Source organism: Streptomyces sp. NPDC001093 (genome assembly GCF_040298985.1).
GTDB lineage: Bacteria > Actinomycetota > Actinomycetes > Streptomycetales > Streptomycetaceae > Streptomyces.
The window spans coordinates 29,282-50,196 of the sequence record NZ_JBEPBF010000031.1 but is presented as its reverse complement, the minus strand read 5'-3'; the positions used below and the strand labels follow the sequence as shown (position 1 = coordinate 50,196).

Genomic DNA, 20,915 nt, shown 5'->3' with positions numbered 1-20,915 from the left:
CTCGTCCACCGCCCCGGTGTGGTCTCGGCCCGTGCGGTCGTCCCGTGTGTCCATCACGCCCCCTCAGCGGCGGCCAGTCGTGTCGCGCGCACCGGTGGGGCCGTGGCCCAGCCGGGGACGGTCCGGGGCAGGACGCGGGCCGTGGGGCCGGTCCAGCGGCCGGGGATGTGGGACTCGGCGGGGGTGGCGAACGGCAGGGGTTCGCCGGCCTCGTCGAGGACGACCCGGCGGACCGGGCAGTGCGAGACGATCTGCAGGTAAATGCCGTGGAACGCGGCGACGTTCTGCTCGACGGTGAAGAGTTCGAGCGCGCGGGCGCGCGCGGCGGCGCCGAGGCGCGCACGGCGCTCGGGGTCGCGCAGCAGCGCCACGCACGCCTCGGCGAGTGCCCGCGGATTGCGCGGAGGCACGACGAGTCCCGTGCCCCCGATGACCTCCACCACCGCGCCGACGTCGGTGGACACCGTGGCCCGGCCGCAGAACATGGCCTCGATCAGGCCGACCGGGAAGCCCTCGACCACGCTGGACAGCACGGCGACCGCACCGGCGGCGTACGCCTCGGGCAGCGTGGGGGTCTCCGGGCCGCCGATCTCCTCGAAGGAGACCGGGTTGTCGCCGACGGCGTGCACGCCCTCCGCCTCGTCCGGGAAGAGCTGTGCGGCGAGCGCCCGGCAGTGGCCGAGGTAGGCGGCGCCCTCGGGTCCCGAGGGCGTGCCGACGATCCTGAGGCGCGCCTCGGGCTCCTCCTTGCGGACCTCGGCGAAGGCGTGCAGCAGTGAGATCAGGTCCTTGGCGGGTTCGACGCGCCCGACCCAGACCAGGGTGCCGGGGTCGGCGCGGTCCGGGGCCTCGCCGACCTCCGCGAAGCGGGTGGCGTCCATGCCCGGGTGGACCGTGCGGATCCGGGCCCGGTCGGCCCCGCACCGTTCCTGCCAGCGGCGGGCGTGGGCGTTGCCCGGGGTGAGGATCTCGGCGCGCCGGTAGACCTCGGCGGCGAGCCGGCCGTGGAAGGCGGCGAGCAGTGCGCGTACGGCCGGGGCGGCGGTGTCGGGGCCGAGGGCCAGGTAGTGGGAGCGGAGTTGCACGCCGTACTCGGTGACGAGCAGCGGTACGTCGGCGAAGTGCCGGGCGAGCAGCCCGGGGAGGGCTGCGGAGCCGCCGGCGGCGGCGTGGCTGAGGTCGGCCGCGCCGAGGCCGTCGTCGCCGTACCAGTCGAGGGAGAGGGGGCGCAGGGCGCGTTCGAGGTGCGCGGTGACGGTGAGGAGATCGGGTACGCGCGCCTCGCGCGCCGTGCGCAGCGCGCCGGGGGCGCGGCAGGCGCGTTCGAGGGTGCGTACGGCGGCGTCCGAGCGCAGGGCGGCGACCAGTCCGCCCTCCTCGCGGGCGAGTTCGGCGAGTCCGTACAGCGCGCTGCCGAAACGGTCCGCCAGATCGGTGGACGCCCCCTCGGAGGCGGCACCGGTCCCGTCGCACACCGCTCCGGCCAGTTCGCCGTAACACTCGGTGAAGCGCCGGCGCGTGCGCCGCCCGTAGGCGACCCCGTCATCCTCGGCCGTCCACAGCGGTGCCGTACGCACCCGGCCGACCTGCGGCGGGAGCGCGACCCAGCCGTCGTCCTCCTGGCGCCTGCTGCGGCTGAGCGCGTAGATGTCGAACTCGTGCTGGTCGAGCCCGCGCACGAGCCGGTCGCACCAGAGTCCGGCGTCACCGCTCACATACGGATAGCCACCCTCCGTAAGCAGTCCGATGCGCACGCGTGCACCCCCGATCTCCTGTCCGGTGAGCCGCCGTTCGTCCGGCGGCTCGCAGCGGGACGAACGTAAGCGGACAAGGCGGTGGCGCGACGGACGGTTGTCCATCGCGCCACCAAAAGGGGTGAACGGTCGTAACTTTCGCGTGCGGGTCGCGTTCGGCCGCGCTAAGGCATCACACGGCGATCAACCATGCACGAAACGTTACGCCACGGCCGGTTCGTGTCGCGCCGCGCGCCGCCGTGCCGCCAGTTCCGGGTCGAGTGCAGGTACGGCGGCCAGGAGCTCCCTGGTGTACGGCTCGCGCGGGCTGTCGTACACCTCGTCGGCCGGCCCGTACTCGACGACCCGGCCCCGGCGCATCACCGCGACCCGGTCGCTGACCTGCCGTACGACGGCGAGGTCGTGGGCGATGAAGACCAGCGCGAGGCCGAGTTCCCGCTGGAGCTCGCCGAGCAGCTCGACCACCTGGGCCTGTGTGGTGACGTCGAGCGCGGAGACCGGCTCGTCGCAGACGATGACGCGCGGATCGGCGGCGAGCGCCCGGGCGATGCCGATGCGCTGGCGCTGACCGCCGCTGAACTCGTGCGGGTAGCGGTCGAAGTGCGCCCTTTCGAGCCCCACGCGCTCCAGCAACTCCGTCACACGCCCCCTGATGCGCTCCTCGTCGTGGTCGCCACGCGCGCGGAGCGGGTCGGCGATGGACTCGCCCACGCTGCGGCGCGGGTTGAGGGAGGAGACGGGGTCCTGGAAGACCATCTGGACGGCCGGGTTCACGCCGGTGTGCGGGCGGTCCTCGTAGCGGATCGCGCCGGCGGTCGGCTGCAGCAGCCCGACCAGCATGCGGCCGAGTGTCGTCTTGCCGCTGCCGCTCTCGCCGACCACGCCGAGCGTCTCGCCGCGGCGGACGGTCAGCGAGACGTCGTCCACGGCCGCGAACGCCCGCCTGCCACGCCCGAACTCGCGCCGCAGCCCGGTGGCCTCCAGCACGACCTCGTCGGAGGCCGCGGAGGCGGTGCGGCGGGCGTCCACGCGCGGGACGGCGTCGAGGAGTTCCCGGGTGTACGCCTCGGCGGGCGCCGCGAGGACCGTGCCGACCGGGCCGTGCTCGACGACCCTGCCGTGCCGCATGACGAGGATGTCGTCCACGCTCTCGGCGGCGACGCCCACGTCATGGGTGACGAGCAGCAGGCCCATGCCGGTCTCCTCGCGCAGCGTGTGCAGCAGGTCGAGGATCTGGGCCTGGACGGTGACGTCGAGGGCGGTGGTCGGCTCGTCGGCGATCAGCAGGTCCGGCTCGCAGGCGAGGGCCATGGCGATGAGGGCGCGCTGGCGCATGCCGCCGCTGAACTCGTGCGGGCGGGACCGGGACCGCCGTGCCGCGTCCGGAATTCCAACCCGCTCCAGCACCTGCACGGCACGCGCGCGTGCGCTGCGGCGCGACACGCGCGCGTGCACGCGGTGGACCTCGGCGATCTGGTCGCCGATCGCGTAGTAGGGGTCCAGCGAGGACAGCGGGTCCTGGAAGACCATGGCGGCCTTGGCGCCGCGCAGCCGCCGCAACTCCTCCTCCGGGGCCGCCTGTACCTCCGTGCCGGCGACGCGGACCTGGCCGGTGACCCGGGCTCCGGTGCCGCGGTGCAGGCCCAGCAGGGCGCCGGCGACCGTGGACTTGCCGGAACCGGACTCGCCGACCAGGGCCAGCGCGGCGCCCTTCGCGAGGCTGAAGGAGATTCCGTCCACGGCCCGCAGCGGGCCGAACTCGACGGTCAGGTCCGTGACTTCCACCAGGCTCATCGGAGCACCACCCGTCGGTCGGCCACCGCGTACAGGACGTCCGCGACGGCGTTGGCGAGGACCACGAAGAATCCGATGACCAGGACCATGCCGACGACCACCGGCAGGTCGACGACGTTCACCGCGTGCACCAGTTCCTGGCCGATGCCGGGCAGCCCGAAGAGGGTCTCGGTGAGGACGGCACCGCCGACGGCCGAGCCGACGTTGTTGGCGTTCAGCGCGATCACGGGCGCCAGGGCGCCGCGCAGGGCGTGCCGGCCGACGATCGCGCGCTCCGCGACGCCGTACGCCCGGAAGGTGCGGATGTGGTCCTCGGCAAGGGTCTCCAGCATGGCGGCGCGGGTGAGGCGGGCGAAGGACGCCGCCTCGATCAGGGCGAGCGAGAGCCAGGGCAGCAGCAGGTTCCAGGCCCATTGCTCGGGGTCGTCGGAGAAGTTCACGTACTGCGGGAAGGGCAGCAGCTGCAGTTCGCCGCAGACGACGATCATCAGCACCAGGCCGATGACGAAGACGGGCGTGGCCGTGCCCGCGAGGGTGATCGCGGTCAGCACGCGCTCGGAGATCCGGCCGCGTCGCCACGCGGACAGCACACCGGTGCCGACCCCGAGGAGGAGCCACAGCACCATGGCGCCGAGGACCAGCGACAGGCTGACCGGCAGCTTGGTCAGGATGATGTCCAGGACCTGCTGGTCGGTCTGGTACGACTGCCCCAGGCAGGGCGCGGCGCAGTGCTCGACCGCGGTGCCCGTGGAGAAGTCCTGGCCGACGAACAGGCCCTGCAGGAAGTGCCAGTAGCGCAGGTAGAGGGGGTCGCCGAGCTTCAGCTGCGCGGCGACCTGGTGCACCTGTTCCGGTGAGCAGCGCGGGCCGCAGGTGATCTGGGCGACGTTGCCGGGAGTGACGTAGAAGACGACGTAGACGATCACCGAGATGGCGAGCAGGGTGACCACCACGCCCAGGGCACGGCGCAGCAGAAATCCGCCGAGGCCGCTCATGCGGTTGCCTCCTTGTCACTCATGGCGCCCTCGACGCCCTTGGCGTCCTCGACGTCCTCGACGACCTTGGCGTCTTTGCGGCCCGTGCCGACGCGCAGGCGGGAGGCGGCGCGCGGGTCGAGGGCGGTGCGCACGCCGTCGCCGAGGACGGTGAGGGCGAGGACGGTGACGAACAGGGCGCCGGCCGGCAGCAGCAGGTACTGGGGCGCGGCCTGGTACCAGACGTCCGCGGCGGTCAGCATCTGTCCCCAGGACGGGGTGGGCGGCTTCACGCCGACGCCGAGGAAGGACAGCGCCGCCTCGACGGAGATGTTCGTGGGCACCAGCAGGGCGGCGTAGGTGATGACGGGCGCGGCGAGGCCGGGCAGCAGTTCGCGGCGGGCGACGTGCCAGGTGCCCCAGCCGCTCAGCCGGGCCGCGGAGACGTGGTCGAGCCCCTTGAGCGAGAGGGTCTGGGCCCGCACGATCTTCGCGATGTTGCCCCAGGCGATCAGGCCGATGACCAGGGTGACCAGGACCGGCCGCGGGAAACTGGACGGCACGATGGCCAGCAGTGCCAACGACATGATCATGAGCGGCATCGAGACGATGATGTCCGTGGCACGGCTCAACAGTTGATCAACCCATCGGTTGCCGAGCGCGGATCCCACGCCGACCGCGACACCGATGGCGACCTGCACCACCGTGGCCGCCAGCGCGACGCCCAGCGACACCCGCGCCCCGTACACCAGGCGGGCGAACAGGTCGCGGCCGGTCTGCGGTTCGACGCCCAGCCAGTGGTCGGCGCCGATGCCGCCGAGGGAGCCGATGGGCACGCCCCCGCGCGCGGAGTCGACCAGGGACGGGTGGTAGGTGGTGGGGTCCTGGCCCTCCAGGGCGGTGAGCAGCGGCGCGGCGAGCGCGACCAGGACGAGCAGCGCGACGACGGCCGCGGCGACCAGGGCGGCGCGCTGCGCGCGCAGCCGCCGCCAGAACTGACGGGCCCCCGAAGCCGCCGGGACGGAAGCGTCCGTCCCGGCGGCCCCGACGGCGACGAGTGCCTCGCTCACGGCGCTACTTCACCGCGACCTGGGAGATGTCCAGCACGCCGGTCCAGTCGCTGATGACGATGTTCTTGACGTCCTTGCCGTACAGACGCTTGTAGACCGGGTGGAACAGCGGCACGACGAGGGCCTTCTCGCCGATCTTCTTGTCCAGTGCGCCCCACCGCTCGGCGGCCGCGTCAAGGTCGGTCAACTTGTTGATCGCGTCAATCTCGTCATTGACCGACTTGTCATTGAGCAGGCCCGTGTTGAAGTTCGCGCCGTCCTTGACGATCTGCCGGCCGTCGAAGATCGGCGCGAGGAACGGACCGCCGGAGGGCCAGTCGGCACCCCAGTGCGCGAGGAAGAAACCGGGCTCGGTCTTCACGCTGTGGATCTTGTCCCGGTAGTCGTTGTCCTCCAGGCCCTGCAGCCTGACCGTGATGCCGGCCTTCTTGAGCGCGTCCTGGACGGCGGTCGCGATCTCGGGGCTGGTCTCGAAATCCTTGGCGTTGGAATGGGTCAGCGTCACCGTGAGACCGCTCTTGTAACCGGCCTGGGCGAGCAGTTCCCTGGCCTTGGCCGGATTGCCGGACGCACCGGCCGGGAACGGGTCGTACGGCGTGTGGCCGAAGGACTTCTGGTCGGGCAGGAAGGTGGTGGCGGACTCGGCCAGCGCGCTGCCGCCGGCCGCGTTGACCACCGAGGAGCGGTCGACGGCGTAGGCGATCGCCTGCCGCACCTTCGGGTTGTCGAACGGCTTCACGGTCGGGTTGAACGCGATGTAGTTCGTGTAGCCGAAGTGGCCGGTGCCCACGCGCGCGGCCAGTTCCCTGTCGCCGCTGACCTTGGCGAGCTCGGCCGGGCCGAGGTTGGTGTCCGTGGTGACCGCGGCGGCGTCCACACCCTGGGACGCGGACAGCCGCTGGTTGATCACCGGGGAGTCGAGGCCGGAGCGGACGTCGATGGTGTCCGGGTAGGCCTTGCGCTGGTCGTCGACGGCCGCCGACCAGTACGTGTTGCGCTCCAGGACCAGGTGCTCACCGTCGTTCTCGTTCCTGACGACCTTGTAGGGGCCGGACGAGATCGGGTGCTCCTCGTACTTGGTGCCGTTGTCCTTGCTCCTGGGCACCGGGGTGAACTGCGTCTGCGTGGCGAGGAACGGGAACTCGCCCTCGGGCTTGTTCAGATGGAAGACGATGGTCCGCGCGTCCGGCGTCTCGATCGCCGAGAGCCCCTTCTTGTCCTTGTAGGGCCCCTGGTAGTCGGCCGCACCGACCAGCCAGTCCCGCAAGTAGGGTGCGCCGCCGGAGAGTTCGGGGGCGAAGGAGCGCTCGATGCCGTACTTGATGTCGGCCGCGGTGATCGGGGTGCCGTCCTCGTACTTGAGTCCCGCCTTCAGGGTGTACGTCCACACGGTCGCGTTCTTGCTGGGGCGCCCGGTGTCGGTGGCGAGGTCGGGGACGACCTTGGCGCCGGCCGCGCCGTTCGCGCGGTTGCGCGTGGTGAGGGTGCGGAAGACCAGCGAAGGGACGTTTCCGCCGCCGGAGGTGTAGAGGCGGGCCGGGTCGAAGTCGGTCTGCGGCTGGGAGTTCAGCACCGTGAGGGTGCCGCCCCTGCGGGGCGTGGAGTCGCCACCGGAGCCCTTGGCACCGTTGTCCTTCGGGCCGCAGGCGGCGGCGCCCGCTGCCACGACCAGGCTGACGGATGCCGCTGCCACGCGGCGCGCTATGACGGACGGTTGACGCATCGGAATGACGACCTCTCGAATACTGAGACTTACAGACAAGGGGTGAGACGATTGCGGGCAGACGTCAGCCCCGGCGTCGGTCGTCGAAAATCCGTGACTCACTCACGGACACAAAAGGGAGAAAAGGGTCGCGACGCGAACGCCAGGGAGGCGGCGTCAGCGACAGTGGACGTCGGCCACGCAGAGTGCGGTCACGCCGATGAGCGCCAGCTCGATGGCTGCGCTGTCGGAGGCGGCATGACTAGACCACATGCACAGGAATATGAACGAACTCGCGCCGCATGTCAATGTGACATAAGTGGTATCCGTCAACTCCTGGGATAAGGCCAGGGGTTGGGCAGACAGTGGATTCCGTCATGGTCGAGGAACTTGGTCTGCTGCTGCATGACGGGGGCGAGTTCGCCGTCCTTCTGACACGTCACATGGCCGTGGCCGAGCCGGTGACCGACCTCATGATTGATCAACATCTGCCGGTAGGCGTACATCTTGTCGCCATATGTCGTGCTGCCCTGGGCCCACCTGTAGGCATTGATCATCACTCGTTCGGTGGCAGCCGAGTCGCAGGAGACATTGTCCTCGGTGGTGTCGAGCCCTGACTTGGCGCACCACTCGGCGGTCGTACCGGGGCTCGCCAGCGTGATCACGAAGTCGGGCTTGCCGGAGGAGATCCGCTCGAAGGTGCGGGCGCCGGCGTGGGCCCAACTGCGGTCGTCGTTCAGGGTCTTCTGCACGGCCTCGGCGAACAGCTCGCCGTCCAGGCCGAGTCCCTGCTCGACGTCCACGCGGTAGGTGTACTTCTGCCCGGTGCCGGGCGCCTTGGCGAAACCGGGCACGGAGTCGAACTTCCCCGAGCCCTTCAGCGTGGAGCTGAGCGGGTACTTCCGGTCCATCTTCTGCTCGTACGACAGCGTGGCCGTGCCGGGCGAGGCGGACGGGGTCGCACCGCCGGGGGTGCGTGCGTCCCGGGCCTGGTCGGTGGCGGAGTTCGACTCTGCGCCGCCGTCGTGGTGCGACCCGGTCACCTGGCCGGCGACGACCACCGCGAGCACGGTGGTGACGGCGGCCGCCGCGATTCCGGTGAAGGCCCGTCCCTTGCCGCCGGTGCGCTGCGCGGGCAGGCCGGCGGGGCGCTCGGCGGGCGGGCCGGCCGGGGTTGCGTCATCGGCGTCCGCCTCCGGCGCGTCGGCCGGGTGTTCCACGGCGGGGCGGGGCGTCCCCGTGCGGGGCGTGAAGACGTCGTCGTCGATGTCGTCGTCGAGGCCGACGCCGCGGACGCGCCCGTCGGCGAAGGCGTCGAGGTACTCCTGCCGGGGCCCGGAGCCGGGCCCCGGCCCGGCCGACCGCTGCCGCGGAAGCACCACACCGGGACCGGCCGCCCCCGCGAACCGGCCCCAGCCCCCGCCGGTTTCCCGCTGCTCGGGATGCCCACCACGCGTGGGAGCGCCCTCACGAAGACGGGGGACGCCGTGCGCGGGCGTGCCGTCGGGCAGACGGGGGACGCCGTGTGCCGGGGTGCCGTCGGGAAGCCTCGGGACGCCGTGCGCGGGAGTGCCCTCCGGAAAGCCCGGGACACCGCGCGCGGGAGCGCCATGAGGGAGGCGGGGGACGCCGCGCGCCGGAGTCCCCTCCCCGAAACGCGGCACACCCCGGCCCGGCGTGCCGTCCGCGAACCTCGGAACACCCTGCGCGGGCGTGCCGTCAGGCGGACGAGGCACACCCCGCACCGGAGCCCCCTCCCCGAAACGCGGCACACCCTGGGCCGGAGTCCCCTCCCCGAAACGTGGCGCGTGGTCCTGCGGGAACGTCGGTGGTTCTTGCGGGCCGCGCGGCGGGTATCCGGTTGCGGTTGCGGCATCGGCACTGGTGCCGGCCCCGTCCGTCGGTGCCTGTCGCCGGCCGGGCAGGAGCGGCTGCCCGTCCCGGGCGCCGCCCTTCCGCCTGGCGGCGGGTATGTCCGCGGAGTCGCCCTTCGGAGACGGGCCGCGGCGGCTGTGACGTCCCACGCCGGCCTCAGCTCCCCGTGCCCGAGTCGGTGCCGGCGTCCCCGGTCTCCGCGAGGAGTTCCCGGAAGGCCGTGGCCACCACGCCCGGGTACTCCATCATCGCCACGTGCCCCGCGTCCGGCAGGGACAGCAGGCGCGAGTCGCGGAAGGCGCGGGCGGCCCGGCCGGCCATGCGGAAGCCGACCAGCTGGTCGCGGCCGCCGTAGATCAGCAGGGTCGGCGCGAGCACACGCTCGGCCTGGCGCCACAGCCCGTGCTGTCCGCCGAGCGTGTAGGCGTTGACGATCCCGCGCGCGGAGCGGGCCATCGCGTCCCAGAAGTACGGCAGCTGCAGCCGCCGCTCCAGTTCCTCCACGGCGTGCTGGAACGCCTCGGGCGACACCCGCCCGGGGTCGCCGTAGCAGAGCGCCAGGACACCGCGCACCCGCTGCTCGGCCGTCCACCCCCTGGTGAACCGGGTGAACAGGGCGGCGACGCCGGGCACGCCGAGCAGCGCGGTCGGCGCCGCGGTGCGCTGGATGCGCAGCTCCGGCAGGGCCGGCGACACGAGTGTGAGCGTGCGGACGAGGTCGGGGCGTACAGCCGCCACGCGCGTGGCGACCGCGCCGCCGAGGGAGTTGCCGAACAGGTGGACCGGGCCGCGCCCGGCCGCGTCGAGATAGCGGATCACCGCACGCGCGTGCCCGGTGACGGAGTAGTTCCCGTCGTCCGGGGGCGGGGAGTCGCCGAAGCCCGGAAGGTCGACCGCCTCGCCGTCGACCACGCCGTCCAGCTCGGCCATCAGCGCCGACCAGTTCTGCGAGGATCCGCCGAGCCCGTGGACGTACAGCGCGGGCGGCAGGCCCTCGCGCGCGGGAGGGCGGGAACGGATCGACAGGGTGACTCCGGGCAGCCCCACGGACCGCAGCCGCTCGCCCTCACCGACCCGGACGGGCGCCACCCGCGGAAGCACACTGGCGGCCGGCACGGACGGCGACTCGGTCGAAGACATGCGGCAATGTTACGAGGTGATCACGTCGTGGTTCATGTGTTCGCCGTCACAACCAGCGCATCCGTCACAGAGACGTTTGCACCGGAACCGGCGGGTGAACCCGGAGCGTACCGGCCCGCTACGAACAGGCGCGACGGCATGGCGTCCGGTTCTGCCGTCTCCTAGGCTCGTACACAGGGCACCCGTATGTTGCCCCTGCTGTTCACCAGGGACGTTCGTAGGAAGGGAGCCCACCATGGCCCATGACCCCACCGAGCCCGACACGATCGAGGATCTGGAGGCCGAGACGGCCCCGGAGATCGACGTCGAAGCCCCCGAGGTGGACGCCGCCGAGCAGCACACCGATGTCAGGCCCGACCGTGACGACCCCCTGACGGGCGTCCATGCGGACCGTGCGAACGAGGCCGATCTGATCGAACAGGCGCGTGTGGTTTCGCTCGACGAGGACGACTACCGCTGACCTCGCCGGACTCCCGCGGCCGTGCGCGGAGCCGGCTGCGGCTTTCGTCGCCGTCCGGTACGTGAAATTCTGCGCTCGCACCGCGCACACCACGGTTACCGAAAAGTACGATGGCCGCGCGGCCGACACCGCGATTTGGACGACTTTGGGAGGCGGCGTGACAGCCATCGAGCAAACTGAGGCAGCACGCCCGCGTGGCACTCGCCTGCCACGCCGAGCCCGACGGAACCAGCTGCTGGGCGCTGCCCAGGAGGTTTTCGTCGCGCAGGGGTACCACGCGGCGGCGATGGACGACATCGCCGAGCGGGCCGGCGTGAGCAAGCCGGTGCTCTACCAGCACTTTCCCGGCAAGCTCGACCTCTACCTCGCGCTGCTGGACCAGCACTGCGAGTCGTTGATCCAGTCCGTGCGCAACGCGCTGGCGTCGACGACCGACAACAAGCAGCGCGTCCGGGCGACCATGGACGCCTATTTCGCCTACGTCGAGGACGACGGTGGCGCCTTCCGGCTGGTCTTCGAGTCGGACCTGACGAACGAGCCCGCGGTCCGCGAGCGCGTCGACAAGGTCACCAACGACTGCGCCGAGGCGATCTGCGACGTCATCGCCGAGGACACGGGCCTGTCGCGCGCGGAGTCGATGCTGCTCGCCTCCGGACTCGGCGGTCTCGCCCAGGTGGTGGCCCGCTCCTGGCTGCACAGCGACCGCAGCGTGCCGCGCGACCAGGCGGTGCAGCTGCTGACCTCACTGGCCTGGCGGGGCATCGCCGGCTTCCCGCTGCACGGCACCGAACACCACTGACGGCCGTTTGTTCCCGCACGCTGTTCGCTGACGGCGTTCCGTCCCGCAGCGTGCGGGTCCCCTCACCGGACTAATGTGTGCTGGGTACGGCGCGGAAGATCGCGCACATCACTGACCGTCGGAGGGACATAGCCGTGGAGGTCAAGATCGGCGTGCAGTACGCGCCTCGCGAGATCGTTCTGGAGAGCGGCCAGAGCGTCGAGGAGGTCGAGCGCCTGGTGTCCGAGGCGCTGTCCGGCAAGACGCAGCTGCTGACCCTTGAGGACGAGAAGGGCCGCAAGGTCCTGGTGCCGACGGACCGCCTGGCGTACGTGGAGATCGGCGAGCCGACCGTGCGCAAGGTGGGGTTCGGCGCGCTGTAGGCCGACGTCGTGAGAAGGGCCCGGCGGCCGTGTGCCGCCGGGCCCTTTCGCATGGTGCGGCACCCGCGGCCTTCCGCTGGTGCCGCGCCCGCGGCCTTCCGCATGGTCCGGGCACACAGTTGGAGCACAACTCCTCCACAGCGGAGGATTGCACTCCGCAGGTCACGGGTATGACGGGCTACGACCGTTCAAGGCGGACCGGCCATGGGAGGGACCCCGACATGATCCTGGAAGCACTCGCATCCGCAGTGCTCGGTCTGGCCCTCGCCCTGATCGCGGCGTACCGCCTGCCCCACCGCCTGCCGGCCCGCCCGCTGGTCATCTCGACAGGCATCGCCGGGGCCCTCTTCGGCGACTTCGTCACCCACACCGCCCTCGGCCCCGGCGGGGCCTGGCTGAGCCTCCTGGGCGCCGCGATCATCTCGGCGGCGTCCCTGTCCCTGCTCATCCGCCCGGCAGGCAGGTTGCGCCGATCAGCGACGGCGTAGCAACGGCGCCTTCACGGACGGGGCGAGCAGCAACACCCTGGGGGCGCGGGGAACTGCGCGACCAGCCCCCACGCGCCCCGGCAGCCGCGAAACAACGGCACCCGCCCCACGGAGCGCACCGGCTCTCAGGCCGCGAGGCCCAGCGCAGCCATCCGCTTGGTGTGCGCCTCGGTGATCCGCGAGAACATCCTCCCGACCTCCGCGAGGTCGAACCCGTCGGCAACCCCGCCCACGAGCATCGTGGACAGCGCGTCCCGGTCGGCGACCACCCGCTGGGACTGCGACAGCGCCTCGCCCATCAGCCGCCGCGCCCACAGCGCGAGCCGGCCGCCCACGCGCGGGTCGGCGTCGATGGCGGCCCGCACCTTCTCCACCGCGAACCCGGCGTGCCCGGTGTCGTCGAGGACGGCGAGGACGAGCTCACGCGTGTCCGAATCCAGACGGGCGGCGACCTCCCGGTAGAAGTCGCTCGCGATCGAGTCGCCGACGTACGCCTTGACCAGACCCTCCAGCCAGTCCGAGGGAGCGGTCTGCTTGTGGAAGCCGTCGAGCGCGGCGACGAACGGGTCCATGGCGGCCGTCGGCTCCTCGCCGATCTCGGTCAGCCGGTCCCGCAGCCGCTCGAAGTGGTGGAACTCGGCCGAGGCCATCTTCGCCAGCTCCGCCTTGTCCGCGAGGGTCGGCGCGAGCTTCGCGTCCTCGGCGAGCCGCTCGAACGCCGCAAGCTCCCCGTACGCGAGCGCGCCGAGCAGGTCCACGACGGCGGCGCGGTACTGCGGGTCGACGGCGGCCTGCGCCCAGTCCTGGGCGGCGACACCGGTGGACTCGACGGAGGCGGCGGACGCGTTCTCAGGCTTGTCAGAGCTAGTCATGAGGCGCACAATAGCCCGCTTGCGTGGTGTCGGAAGGTCCTCGCCGATCAGTGTGACGACCACGACGTGACCAAATCGGCCATCGCATGTGCGCGAATCCGGGGTATGGTGGTAATGCGCCTGCAAGAGTGCGTCGACGGTGTTCGACGCCTCCCTACAGGCCGCACGCATGAGGATGCCCGGTCGGTGGCCCGATCGGCTCCGACCCGACAGCCCTCCCCGGCCGTACGGCTCAGTACGTACGACGACCGGAGGGACACCCTCAGCGGTACGAGCGCTAGAGCGTCGGCAGAGGTCCCGTGTCTTACGGCTTGCCTTAGTGGTTCGCCCGTACGGCAGCCGACGTCCCCGGCACGGTCGCACATGACCCCCGCGCTCGCCTCGCGCCGCGCACACAGAAGAGGCATGATCCTGACTACGACGTTTCGAGAACTCGGAATTCTTCCCGAGACCGCCGAGGCCCTGGAGGCCGTCGGCATCATCACTCCCTTCCCCATCCAGGAGATGACGCTCCCCGTCGCCCTTTCCGGCACGGACGTCATCGGCCAGGCCAAGACCGGCACCGGCAAGACGCTGGGCTTCGGTCTTCCGCTCCTCGAGCGCGTCACCGTCCCCGCCGACGTCGAGGCCGGACGCGCCGCCCCCGAGGCCCTCACCGACGCCCCGCAGGCGCTCGTCGTCGTACCCACGCGCGAGCTGTGCACCCAGGTCACCAACGACCTGCTGACCGCGGGCAAGGTCCGTAACGTGCGCGTGGTCGCGATCTACGGCGGCCGGGCCTACGAGCCCCAGGTGGAGGCACTGAAGAAGGGCGTCGACGTGGTCGTCGGCACCCCGGGCCGGCTGCTCGACCTCGCGGGCCAGAAGAAGCTCGACCTGAAGCACGTCAAGTGCCTGGTCCTCGACGAGGCCGACGAGATGCTCGACCTGGGCTTCCTGCCCGACGTCGAGAAGATCATCGACATGCTGCCGGTCAAGCGCCAGACCATGCTGTTCTCGGCGACCATGCCGGGCGCGGTCATCGGTCTCGCGCGCCGCTACATGTCCCGGCCCACGCACATCCGCGCCACCGCGCCGGACGACGAGGGCGCGACGGTCGCGAACATCAAGCAGTTCGTCTACCGCGCGCACAACATGGACAAGCCGGAGATGGTCGCCCGCATCCTGCAGGCCGAGGGCCGCGGACTGGCGATGATCTTCTGCCGCACCAAGCGCACGGCCGCCGACATCGCCGAGCAACTGCAGCGTCGCGGGTTCGCCTCCGGCGCGGTCCACGGCGACCTCGGGCAGGGCGCCCGCGAGCAGGCGCTGCGCGCCTTCCGCAACGGCAAGGTCGACGTCCTGGTCTGCACCGACGTCGCCGCGCGCGGCATCGACGTCGAGGGCGTGACCCACGTCATCAACTACCAGTCCCCCGAGGACGAGAAGACGTATCTGCACCGGGTCGGCCGTACGGGCCGCGCGGGCGCCAAGGGTACGGCGATCACGTTCGTCGACTGGGACGACATCCCGCGCTGGCAGCTGATCAACAAGGCGCTGGAGCTGGACTTCAACGACCCGGTGGAGACGTACTCGTCCTCCCCGCACCTGTTCTCCGACCTCGGCATCCCCGAGGGCACCAAGGGCACCCTGCCGCGCTCGGAGCGGACCCGTGCCGGTCTGGACGCGGAGGAGCTGGAGGACCTCGGTGAGACCGGCGGGCGTGGCGCGCGCGGCCGTGGCCGTGGTGGCCGGGGCGAGCGTGACGGCCGTCCCGGGTCCGGCACCGCCGAGCGCGAGCGTACGGACCGTACGGCGCGCCGTCGCCGCCGCACCCGTGGCGGAGCACTGGTCGACGGCGCCACGGACACCGGGGCCGCCGCGGTGGCGGCCGCCGAGCCGGGCGCCCTGGAGGCAGCCGGCGTGGAGGAGTCCGGCGCGCCCCGCACCCTGCGCCGCCGTCGCCGTACGCGCGGTGGGGCGTCGGCACAGCCGGTGACGGCCACCGAGGCCGCCGTCGAGTCGGTGGACACGGCGGAGGGCCCAGGCCGGCTGGAGACCCCGCAGGCTCCGGAGGCGGTTGAGAAGCCGCGCCGCCGCCGCACCCGCAAGACGGCGGAGCCGGCTGCGACGGGGACGACGCCCGAGGCCACCGCATCGGAGGCGGAGCCGGCGCCTGTCGCCGCCGAGCCGCAGACCGAAGCCGCGCCCGTGGAGGCCCCGGAGGCGAAGCCGCGCCGCCGTACGCGCAAGACGGCCGAGTCCGCCGCCGAGACGGCCGTGGACACGGCCGAGGGCACGGAAGCCAAGCCGCGCCGCACGCGGAAGACGGCCGCCGCCGTCACCGAGGCAGCACCGGCGGACGCGGAGGCGGAGGCCAAGCCGCGTCGCACCCGCAAGAAGGCCGTCGCCGCACCGGAGACGACCGAGACCGCCGAGGCCGAGGCCAAGCCGCGCCGCACCCGCAAGACGGCCGCCGCCGCACCGCAGGCCGAGGCCGCGGTCGACACGGCCGAGGGCACGGAAGCCAAGCCCCGCCGCACCCGCAAGAAGGCCGTCGCCGCACCGGAGACGACCGAGGCCCCCGAAGCCGAGGCCAAGCCCCGCCGGGCCCGCAAGACGGCCGCCGCCGTCACCGAGGCAGCACCGGCGGACGCGGAGGCGGAGCCCAAGCCGCGCCGCACCCGCAAGACGGCCGCCGCCGCACCGGAGACGACCGAGGCCCCCGAAGCCGAGGCCAAGCCCCGCCGGACCCGCAAGACGGCCGCTGCCGTCGTGGAGGCGGACGGGGACGCCGAGGTGGCCGCGCCCAAGGTCCGGCGGACCCGCAAGGCCGTCGCCAAGGCGGTCGCCGCCGAGATTCCGGCGCAGGCCACCGAGGAGCCGGAGGCCAAGCCGCGTCGCCGTACCCGTAAGGCCACGGCGGCCGTCGAGGTCGCCGAGGGCTGATCCGGCACCGACCACCGACGGCCCGGTCCACCGATGTGGACCGGGCCGTCGTATGTGCCGGTCGCGCCCTCGCGGCGCAGGCGCAGGCGGGACGCAGCCCCGCGCCCCTTCGGGGCACTCCGATAACCTCTCCCCATGAGCAGGCCCGCCACCTTCGTCCCGCCTCCCGGTGCCCGTGCGTACGCGCTGCGGACCGCGCGCGGGCAATTCGCCGTTGTCGACGCTCCCGTGGCCGACGGGGCCGAGCCCCGAGGGGTGGCGCTGTTGCTGCCGGGGTTCACCGGGAGCAAGGAGGACTTCAATCCGCTGCACGTGCCGCTCGCGCAGCGCGGTTACCGGACCGTGGCCGTGGACGGGCGCGGGCAGTACGAGTCGGACGGGCCCGAGACCGACGAATCCCCTTATGCGCAGCAGGAGTTGGCGCTGGACGTGCTGGCACAGGCCGAGGCGCTCGGGGAGCCGGTGCATCTGCTGGGACACTCCTTCGGCGGGCAGGTCGCGCGCGCGGCCGTGCTGCTCGACCACGCGCCCTTCCGGTCGCTCACCCTCATGGCCTCCGGCCCGGCGCAGATCTCGGAATCCCAGCAGCAGCGCGTGAAGCTGCTGCGGGACGCGCTCGCGGTGATGACCATGGCCCAGGTGTGGGACGCGATGCGGGCGATGGAGACGCCCGAGGAGACCGAGACGGCGGTACTCGACGGCGGCCTCGACGACCGCGACGACCTGCAGCGCCGCTGGCTGGGCACCAAGCCCGCCCAACTCGTCGCCGCCGGACGCCAGTTGTGCACGGAGCCGGACCGGGTCGGGGAACTGGCGGCGCTGCCGCTGCCGTTCCACGTCCTGTCCGGCGCACAGGACGACACCTGGCCGCTGCCCCTGCTCGACGACATGGCGGTACGGCTCGGCGCACGGCGGACGGTGATCGAGAACGCCGAGCACTCCCCCAACACCGACCAGCCCCTCGCCACGGCCCGCGCGATCGCCGGCTTCTGGGACACCGCGGTCCGGCAGGGTTAGTACTGCGTCTGCAGATGCTCCCAGAAGCCGTCCCTCAGGGCGCGGCGCAGGTCGGCCTGGCCGCGCAGGGAGTACTGGAGCAGGCCCTCGGCCTCGACCAGCAGGTCCTGGTCGACGGAGCCGGGGAGGTAGGGATGGCCGGGGAGCAGTTCGACCAGGGACTCACGGCCCCGCTCGGCCAGCCACTTCGCGGCGATCCGGGCGCCGACGAAGCGGACGTTCTCACGGGTGGGGCGGGTGCCGGCGGTGGCGTCGTAGGCGGCGGCCGTGCGGCGGGAGACGTACGGCTTGAAGAACTCGAGGTCGAGGGTGCGCTGGCTGTCGACCTCCCACAGCAGCGGCTCGGCCTGGTTGCGGCCCTCGGGTGCCTCGATGCCCCAGAGGTGGACGCGGGCGCCGTAGCCCTGCGCCGCCTCGACCGCCGAGACCAGGTCCTCGTCGCCGCCGAGCAGGGCCGCGTCGCTGATCGCGCGGTGCCTCGCCAGTGACTCGAGGTCGCTGCGGATCAGGGAATCGACGCCCTTCTGCTGGTTGTTGGCGTTGAGGTTGCCCAGGCGGACCTTGACGTCGGGGAGTTCGGCGATGGACTGCTGCTCGGCGGTGTGGATGCGGCGGCGGGCGCCGTCGTACCAGTACACGCGCAGCAGTCGGCTGTCCGCGAAGACCTGGCGGGCCCGGTCGATGAGGGCGTCGATCAGGCCCTCGGCGTCGAGGTCGAAGGCCCGGCGGTCCTCGGTCCCGGCGACCAGCCGGCCCGCGGCCGCGTACAGATAGCCCGCGTCGACGAAGATCGCGTGGGTGGAGGGCGTCTTCGCCACCTCGGCGAGCATGCGTTCCAGCAGCTCGTTCGTGCGGTCGATGCGGGCGCCCAGGGCCGCCAGGTCGTCGTTCATCGCCTCCATTGTCCCGGTGGTCACGCTGCGAACACAACCGGCCCCTGTCGGTCCGGGCGACCTACTTACCGGTCAGTAATTAGACGTTCGAAAATTTTCTTTAGCGTAGGGAATGTTTGTAACAAGCGGCGCGTTGACTCCCTGTGAACGCCGGATACGGATCCGGCGCATCAAGTAGTTCTCCGCAGGAGGATGACCAGACGAAGGGAGAAGCCTGTGCGCTTCGAGATCATGCGACTCGACGAGGTCGACGGCACCACCGTGGACAGCACCGTCGTGGACGCCGCCTCCGTCAACCGGATCGTTCAGCAGGCCGCCGCCATCGGACAGCGCCTGTGGATCCGCCCGGCCGAGGCCCAGGCCTCGTAACGCTCACGCGCTGCGCGCCACTCAAGCTTTCCGGGGGAGCCGAGCCGACGAGGGCTCAGCTCCCCCGGATCACCTGAGTGATGCCGTTGATGATCTGCTGTACGGCGATCGCGGAGAGCATCATGCCCGCGAGCCGCGTCACCAGCACGACACCGCCGTCCTTGATGACCCGGATGATCAGCAGCGAGTAGCGCATCACCAGCCACAGCACGACATGGATCGCGAGGATCGCGGTCCACACCGACACCTGCGTGGCCACGCTGCCGGCCTTCTGCACGGCCAGGATCACGGACACGATCGCACCGGGCCCGGCCAGCAGCGGCATGCCGAGCGGTACGAGCGCCACGTTCACGTCCTTGGTCTGCTTCGGCTCGTCGGTCTTGCCGGTGAGCAGGTCCAGCGCGATCAGCAGAAGCAGCAGACCGCCCGCGATCATCAGCGCGGGGACGGAGACGTGCAGGTAGTCGAGGATCTGGTGGCCCAGGACACCGAAGGTGGCGATGACCCCGCCGGCCACGCAGACGGCCTGGAAGGCCATCCGCTTCTGCACCTTGGCCGGACGCCCGGCGGTCAGGGCGAGGAAGATCGGGGTGATCCCGGGGGGATCCATGATGACAAAAAGGGTCAGGAACAGAGAGCCGAAGACGGCGACGTCGAACATGGGGAAGTACTGGCCTTGCTGGAAAAGGGTGGAATGGGGGCGCGTGAGAGCCGTCGGCGGCCTCAGACTCCGCCGGTGCCCGGCACCGGGAACGCACCGGTCGCCCGCCGCGTGATCTCCCCGTACACCTCGGGGTCCGTCGTGTACGCGCCCAGTGACACGGTCTTGCGACTGCCGTGGTAGTCCGAGGAGCCGGTGACCAGCAGATCCAGGTCCTTCGCCAGGCCCCGCAGCCGGTCGCGCGCGTCGGCGTCGTGGTCCATGTGGTCGACCTCGATGCCGTCCAGACCGGCCTCGGCCATCTCGGCGATCCGCGCCTCGGGGACCGTACGACCGCGCTTGGCGGCGGCCGGGTGCGCGAACACACAGACCCCGCCCGCGTTCTTGACCAGCCGGATCGCCTCGAAGGGGTCCGTCTCGTGCTTCTCCACGAAGGCCCGGCCGCCGTCGGCCAGCCACTCCTCGGTGAACGCGTCGCTCACCGTCGGCACGACACCCAGCTCGACCAGCGCCGTCGCGACATGCGGGCGCCCCACGGACCCGCCGGCCGCGATCCGCTCGACCTGTTCCCAGGTGACCGGCACGCCCAGTGCGTCCAGCTTGGCGATCATGCCCTTGGCCCGCGGCACCCGGTCGTCCCGCACCAGTTCGCGCTCGGCGAGCAGGGCGGGCTCCGCGGGGTCGAAGAGGTAGGCCAGCATGTGCATCGAGATGCCGTCGACACGGCAGGACAGCTCGGCCCCGGTGACCAGGGTCAGCCCCTCGGGCAGCGCGGCGATCGCCTCGGCGTACCCCCGGGTGGTGTCGTGATCGGTCAGCGCGACGACGTCCAGGCCGGCAGCGGCGGCATTGCGCACCAGCTCGGCCGGGGTGTCCGTACCGTCAGAGGCCGTGGAGTGACAGTGCAGATCGATGCGCACGGTGACTCCAGACGGGGACGGCTACGGAAGGGGACACCTAAGGATAGCGGGGATTTGAAGCCCGGCTGTCACACCCGCAACCTGGAAGCACCCCCTACTGAACCCACCCAAGGGGCACGGGGAACTGCGCGAGCAACCACGAAGCACCTGCACCCGCCGACGCACAGAACCCCCCACCCCAGTGGGCGCTACGGCCGGAGCAAGCGCGGCGACAACGCTCCGAAGGGCACCAGATCCAGCTCCGCCCCCGCATCCCGCAGATCCGTCAGCACCAGCTCGTCGTACATCAGCAGGCCCGCCTGCTCGGGCCACATCACCGCCCACAGCCACATACCGAGGGCCTCACCGGCGAAGACGGCCCGGTCGTCGGGGGTGCGGTAGACGTGCCAGAGCGGGGTCGGGCGACCGACGGCCAGCACCTTGGCCTGGGGCGGCTTCTCGACGTTCATGTACGACCCCGGGTCCGGGCCGTCGATGCCCGCGTACCGCGCACCGAGGCCGACGCCGAGCTCCTCGGCGACCAGGATGAGTTCGGCCGGGCCGCCGAGCGGGCCGGGTCCGGAACAGGCGACGGCGGTCGCGCGGCCCCCGCTGCGGTCGTCACCCGCGTAGGCCGCGCCCGTGAAGAGCCAGCCGACGGGGAGCGGCCAGGGCATCCACAACGGGACGTGCGTGCGGTGCACGATGGCACCGAGGGCCTCGACACTGGGCGGGATCACGGGCTGCAGCGGATACACCGTGCCGTGCACATCGCACTGCCACGCATCGGCGAAGAGACCGGGCGCCCTGACCCGGCCACCGCACCTCGGGCAACTGGGTTCGCCCCTCATAGGGCTC

20 protein-coding genes and 1 pseudogene are annotated in these 20,915 nt (G+C 71.9%); 7 read left to right on the top strand and 14 right to left on the bottom strand.

What is annotated here, in order from left to right; translation table 11 throughout:
- Positions 1–53: 53 nt before the first annotated feature.
- The 8 genes from ABT288_RS18085 to ABT288_RS18050 form a co-directional block, all read right to left on the bottom strand.
- The gene (locus ABT288_RS18085; protein WP_351608392.1) at positions 54–1,754 is read right to left on the bottom strand and encodes a DUF3492 domain-containing protein; all 1,701 of its coding nucleotides are present in this window, start codon (positions 1,752–1,754) and stop codon (positions 54–56) included.
- A 201-nt stretch (positions 1,755–1,955) separates the two neighbouring features.
- Positions 1,956–3,548, bottom strand: coding sequence for a dipeptide ABC transporter ATP-binding protein (locus ABT288_RS18080; protein WP_351608389.1), 1,593 nt, complete (start codon positions 3,546–3,548; stop codon positions 1,956–1,958).
- Positions 3,545–4,543 (bottom strand): ABC transporter permease, encoded by a 999-nt coding sequence (locus tag ABT288_RS18075; RefSeq protein WP_351608387.1) that lies wholly within the window; start codon positions 4,541–4,543, stop codon positions 3,545–3,547. Before ABT288_RS18075 ends, ABT288_RS18080 begins: the two co-directional genes overlap by 4 nt.
- Positions 4,540–5,592, bottom strand: coding sequence for an ABC transporter permease (locus ABT288_RS18070; protein WP_351608384.1), 1,053 nt, complete (start codon positions 5,590–5,592; stop codon positions 4,540–4,542). The genes ABT288_RS18075 and ABT288_RS18070 overlap by 4 nt, the downstream gene beginning before the upstream one ends.
- A gap of 4 nt (positions 5,593–5,596) precedes the next feature.
- Complete coding sequence (locus tag ABT288_RS18065) at positions 5,597–7,315, bottom strand: ABC transporter substrate-binding protein (protein ID WP_351608381.1); 1,719 nt, start codon at positions 7,313–7,315, stop codon at positions 5,597–5,599.
- A gap of 156 nt (positions 7,316–7,471) precedes the next feature.
- Positions 7,472–7,567 (bottom strand): Ms4533A family Cys-rich leader peptide, encoded by a 96-nt coding sequence (locus ABT288_RS18060; protein WP_351608378.1) that lies wholly within the window; start codon positions 7,565–7,567, stop codon positions 7,472–7,474.
- A 56-nt stretch (positions 7,568–7,623) separates the two neighbouring features.
- Positions 7,624–9,318 (bottom strand): DUF3152 domain-containing protein, encoded by a 1,695-nt coding sequence (locus ABT288_RS18055; RefSeq protein ID WP_351608375.1) that lies wholly within the window; start codon positions 9,316–9,318, stop codon positions 7,624–7,626.
- A 7-nt stretch (positions 9,319–9,325) separates the two neighbouring features.
- Complete coding sequence (locus ABT288_RS18050) at positions 9,326–10,309, bottom strand: alpha/beta fold hydrolase (protein ID WP_351608372.1); 984 nt, start codon at positions 10,307–10,309, stop codon at positions 9,326–9,328.
- Between the two features lie 235 nt (positions 10,310–10,544).
- On the opposite strand from ABT288_RS18050, the gene ABT288_RS18045 reads away from it, so the two are divergent.
- The 4 genes from ABT288_RS18045 (at position 10,545) to ABT288_RS18030 (ending at position 12,418) form a co-directional block, all read left to right on the top strand.
- Complete coding sequence (locus ABT288_RS18045) at positions 10,545–10,769, top strand: Rv3202a family protein (RefSeq protein ID WP_351608370.1); 225 nt, start codon at positions 10,545–10,547, stop codon at positions 10,767–10,769.
- A 157-nt stretch (positions 10,770–10,926) separates the two neighbouring features.
- Positions 10,927–11,568 (top strand): TetR/AcrR family transcriptional regulator, encoded by a 642-nt coding sequence (locus tag ABT288_RS18040; RefSeq protein ID WP_132853227.1) that lies wholly within the window; start codon positions 10,927–10,929, stop codon positions 11,566–11,568.
- A 134-nt stretch (positions 11,569–11,702) separates the two neighbouring features.
- Positions 11,703–11,930 (top strand): DUF3107 domain-containing protein, encoded by a 228-nt coding sequence (locus ABT288_RS18035; protein WP_351608368.1) that lies wholly within the window; start codon positions 11,703–11,705, stop codon positions 11,928–11,930.
- A 221-nt stretch (positions 11,931–12,151) separates the two neighbouring features.
- The gene (locus ABT288_RS18030; RefSeq protein WP_351608365.1) at positions 12,152–12,418 is read left to right on the top strand and encodes a hypothetical protein; all 267 of its coding nucleotides are present in this window, start codon (positions 12,152–12,154) and stop codon (positions 12,416–12,418) included.
- Between the two features lie 125 nt (positions 12,419–12,543).
- Here the strand turns inward: ABT288_RS18030 and ABT288_RS18025 are convergent, their stop codons facing one another.
- Positions 12,544–13,290 carry a ferritin-like fold-containing protein gene (locus tag ABT288_RS18025; protein ID WP_502972769.1) on the bottom strand — a complete coding sequence of 249 codons (747 nt, stop codon included), beginning with the start codon at positions 13,288–13,290 and terminating at the stop codon, positions 12,544–12,546.
- A 105-nt stretch (positions 13,291–13,395) separates the two neighbouring features.
- Here ABT288_RS18025 and ABT288_RS18020 point away from each other — a divergent pair.
- Positions 13,396–14,697 (top strand): annotated as a pseudogene (locus ABT288_RS18020) (DEAD/DEAH box helicase); the annotation flags it as partial.
- On the opposite strand, the gene ABT288_RS18015 reads toward ABT288_RS18020, so the two are convergent.
- Positions 14,694–16,355, bottom strand: a complete 1,662-nt coding sequence (locus ABT288_RS18015) for an AbfB domain-containing protein (protein ID WP_351608443.1) — start codon at positions 16,353–16,355, stop codon at positions 14,694–14,696. The pseudogene ABT288_RS18020 and the gene ABT288_RS18015 overlap by 4 nt on opposite strands.
- On the opposite strand from ABT288_RS18015, the gene ABT288_RS18010 reads away from it, so the two are divergent.
- A complete protein-coding gene (locus tag ABT288_RS18010) occupies positions 16,354–17,235 on the top strand; it encodes an alpha/beta fold hydrolase (RefSeq protein WP_351608359.1) in 882 nt (293 codons plus the stop codon). The genes ABT288_RS18015 and ABT288_RS18010 overlap by 2 nt on opposite strands.
- On the opposite strand, the gene ABT288_RS18005 is transcribed toward ABT288_RS18010, so the two are convergent.
- A complete protein-coding gene (locus ABT288_RS18005; protein WP_351608357.1) occupies positions 17,232–18,128 on the bottom strand; it encodes an NYN domain-containing protein in 897 nt (298 codons plus the stop codon). The genes ABT288_RS18010 and ABT288_RS18005 overlap by 4 nt on opposite strands.
- A 216-nt stretch (positions 18,129–18,344) precedes the next feature.
- Between ABT288_RS18005 and ABT288_RS18000 the strand changes: the two genes are divergently transcribed.
- Positions 18,345–18,497 carry a DUF8834 family protein gene (locus tag ABT288_RS18000; RefSeq protein WP_351608354.1) on the top strand — a complete coding sequence of 51 codons (153 nt, stop codon included), beginning with the start codon at positions 18,345–18,347 and terminating at the stop codon, positions 18,495–18,497.
- A gap of 55 nt (positions 18,498–18,552) precedes the next feature.
- On the opposite strand, the gene ABT288_RS17995 is transcribed toward ABT288_RS18000, so the two are convergent.
- The 3 genes from ABT288_RS17995 to ABT288_RS17985 form a co-directional block, all read right to left on the bottom strand.
- Complete coding sequence (locus tag ABT288_RS17995) at positions 18,553–19,158, bottom strand: MarC family protein (RefSeq protein WP_351608351.1); 606 nt, start codon at positions 19,156–19,158, stop codon at positions 18,553–18,555.
- A 62-nt stretch (positions 19,159–19,220) separates the two neighbouring features.
- Entirely contained in the window at positions 19,221–20,078 is an 858-nt protein-coding gene (locus ABT288_RS17990) for a PHP domain-containing protein (protein WP_351608349.1), read from the bottom strand.
- Between the two features lie 188 nt (positions 20,079–20,266).
- A complete protein-coding gene (locus ABT288_RS17985; protein ID WP_351608347.1) occupies positions 20,267–20,908 on the bottom strand; it encodes a DUF6758 family protein in 642 nt (213 codons plus the stop codon).
- Positions 20,909–20,915 lie beyond the last annotated feature (7 nt).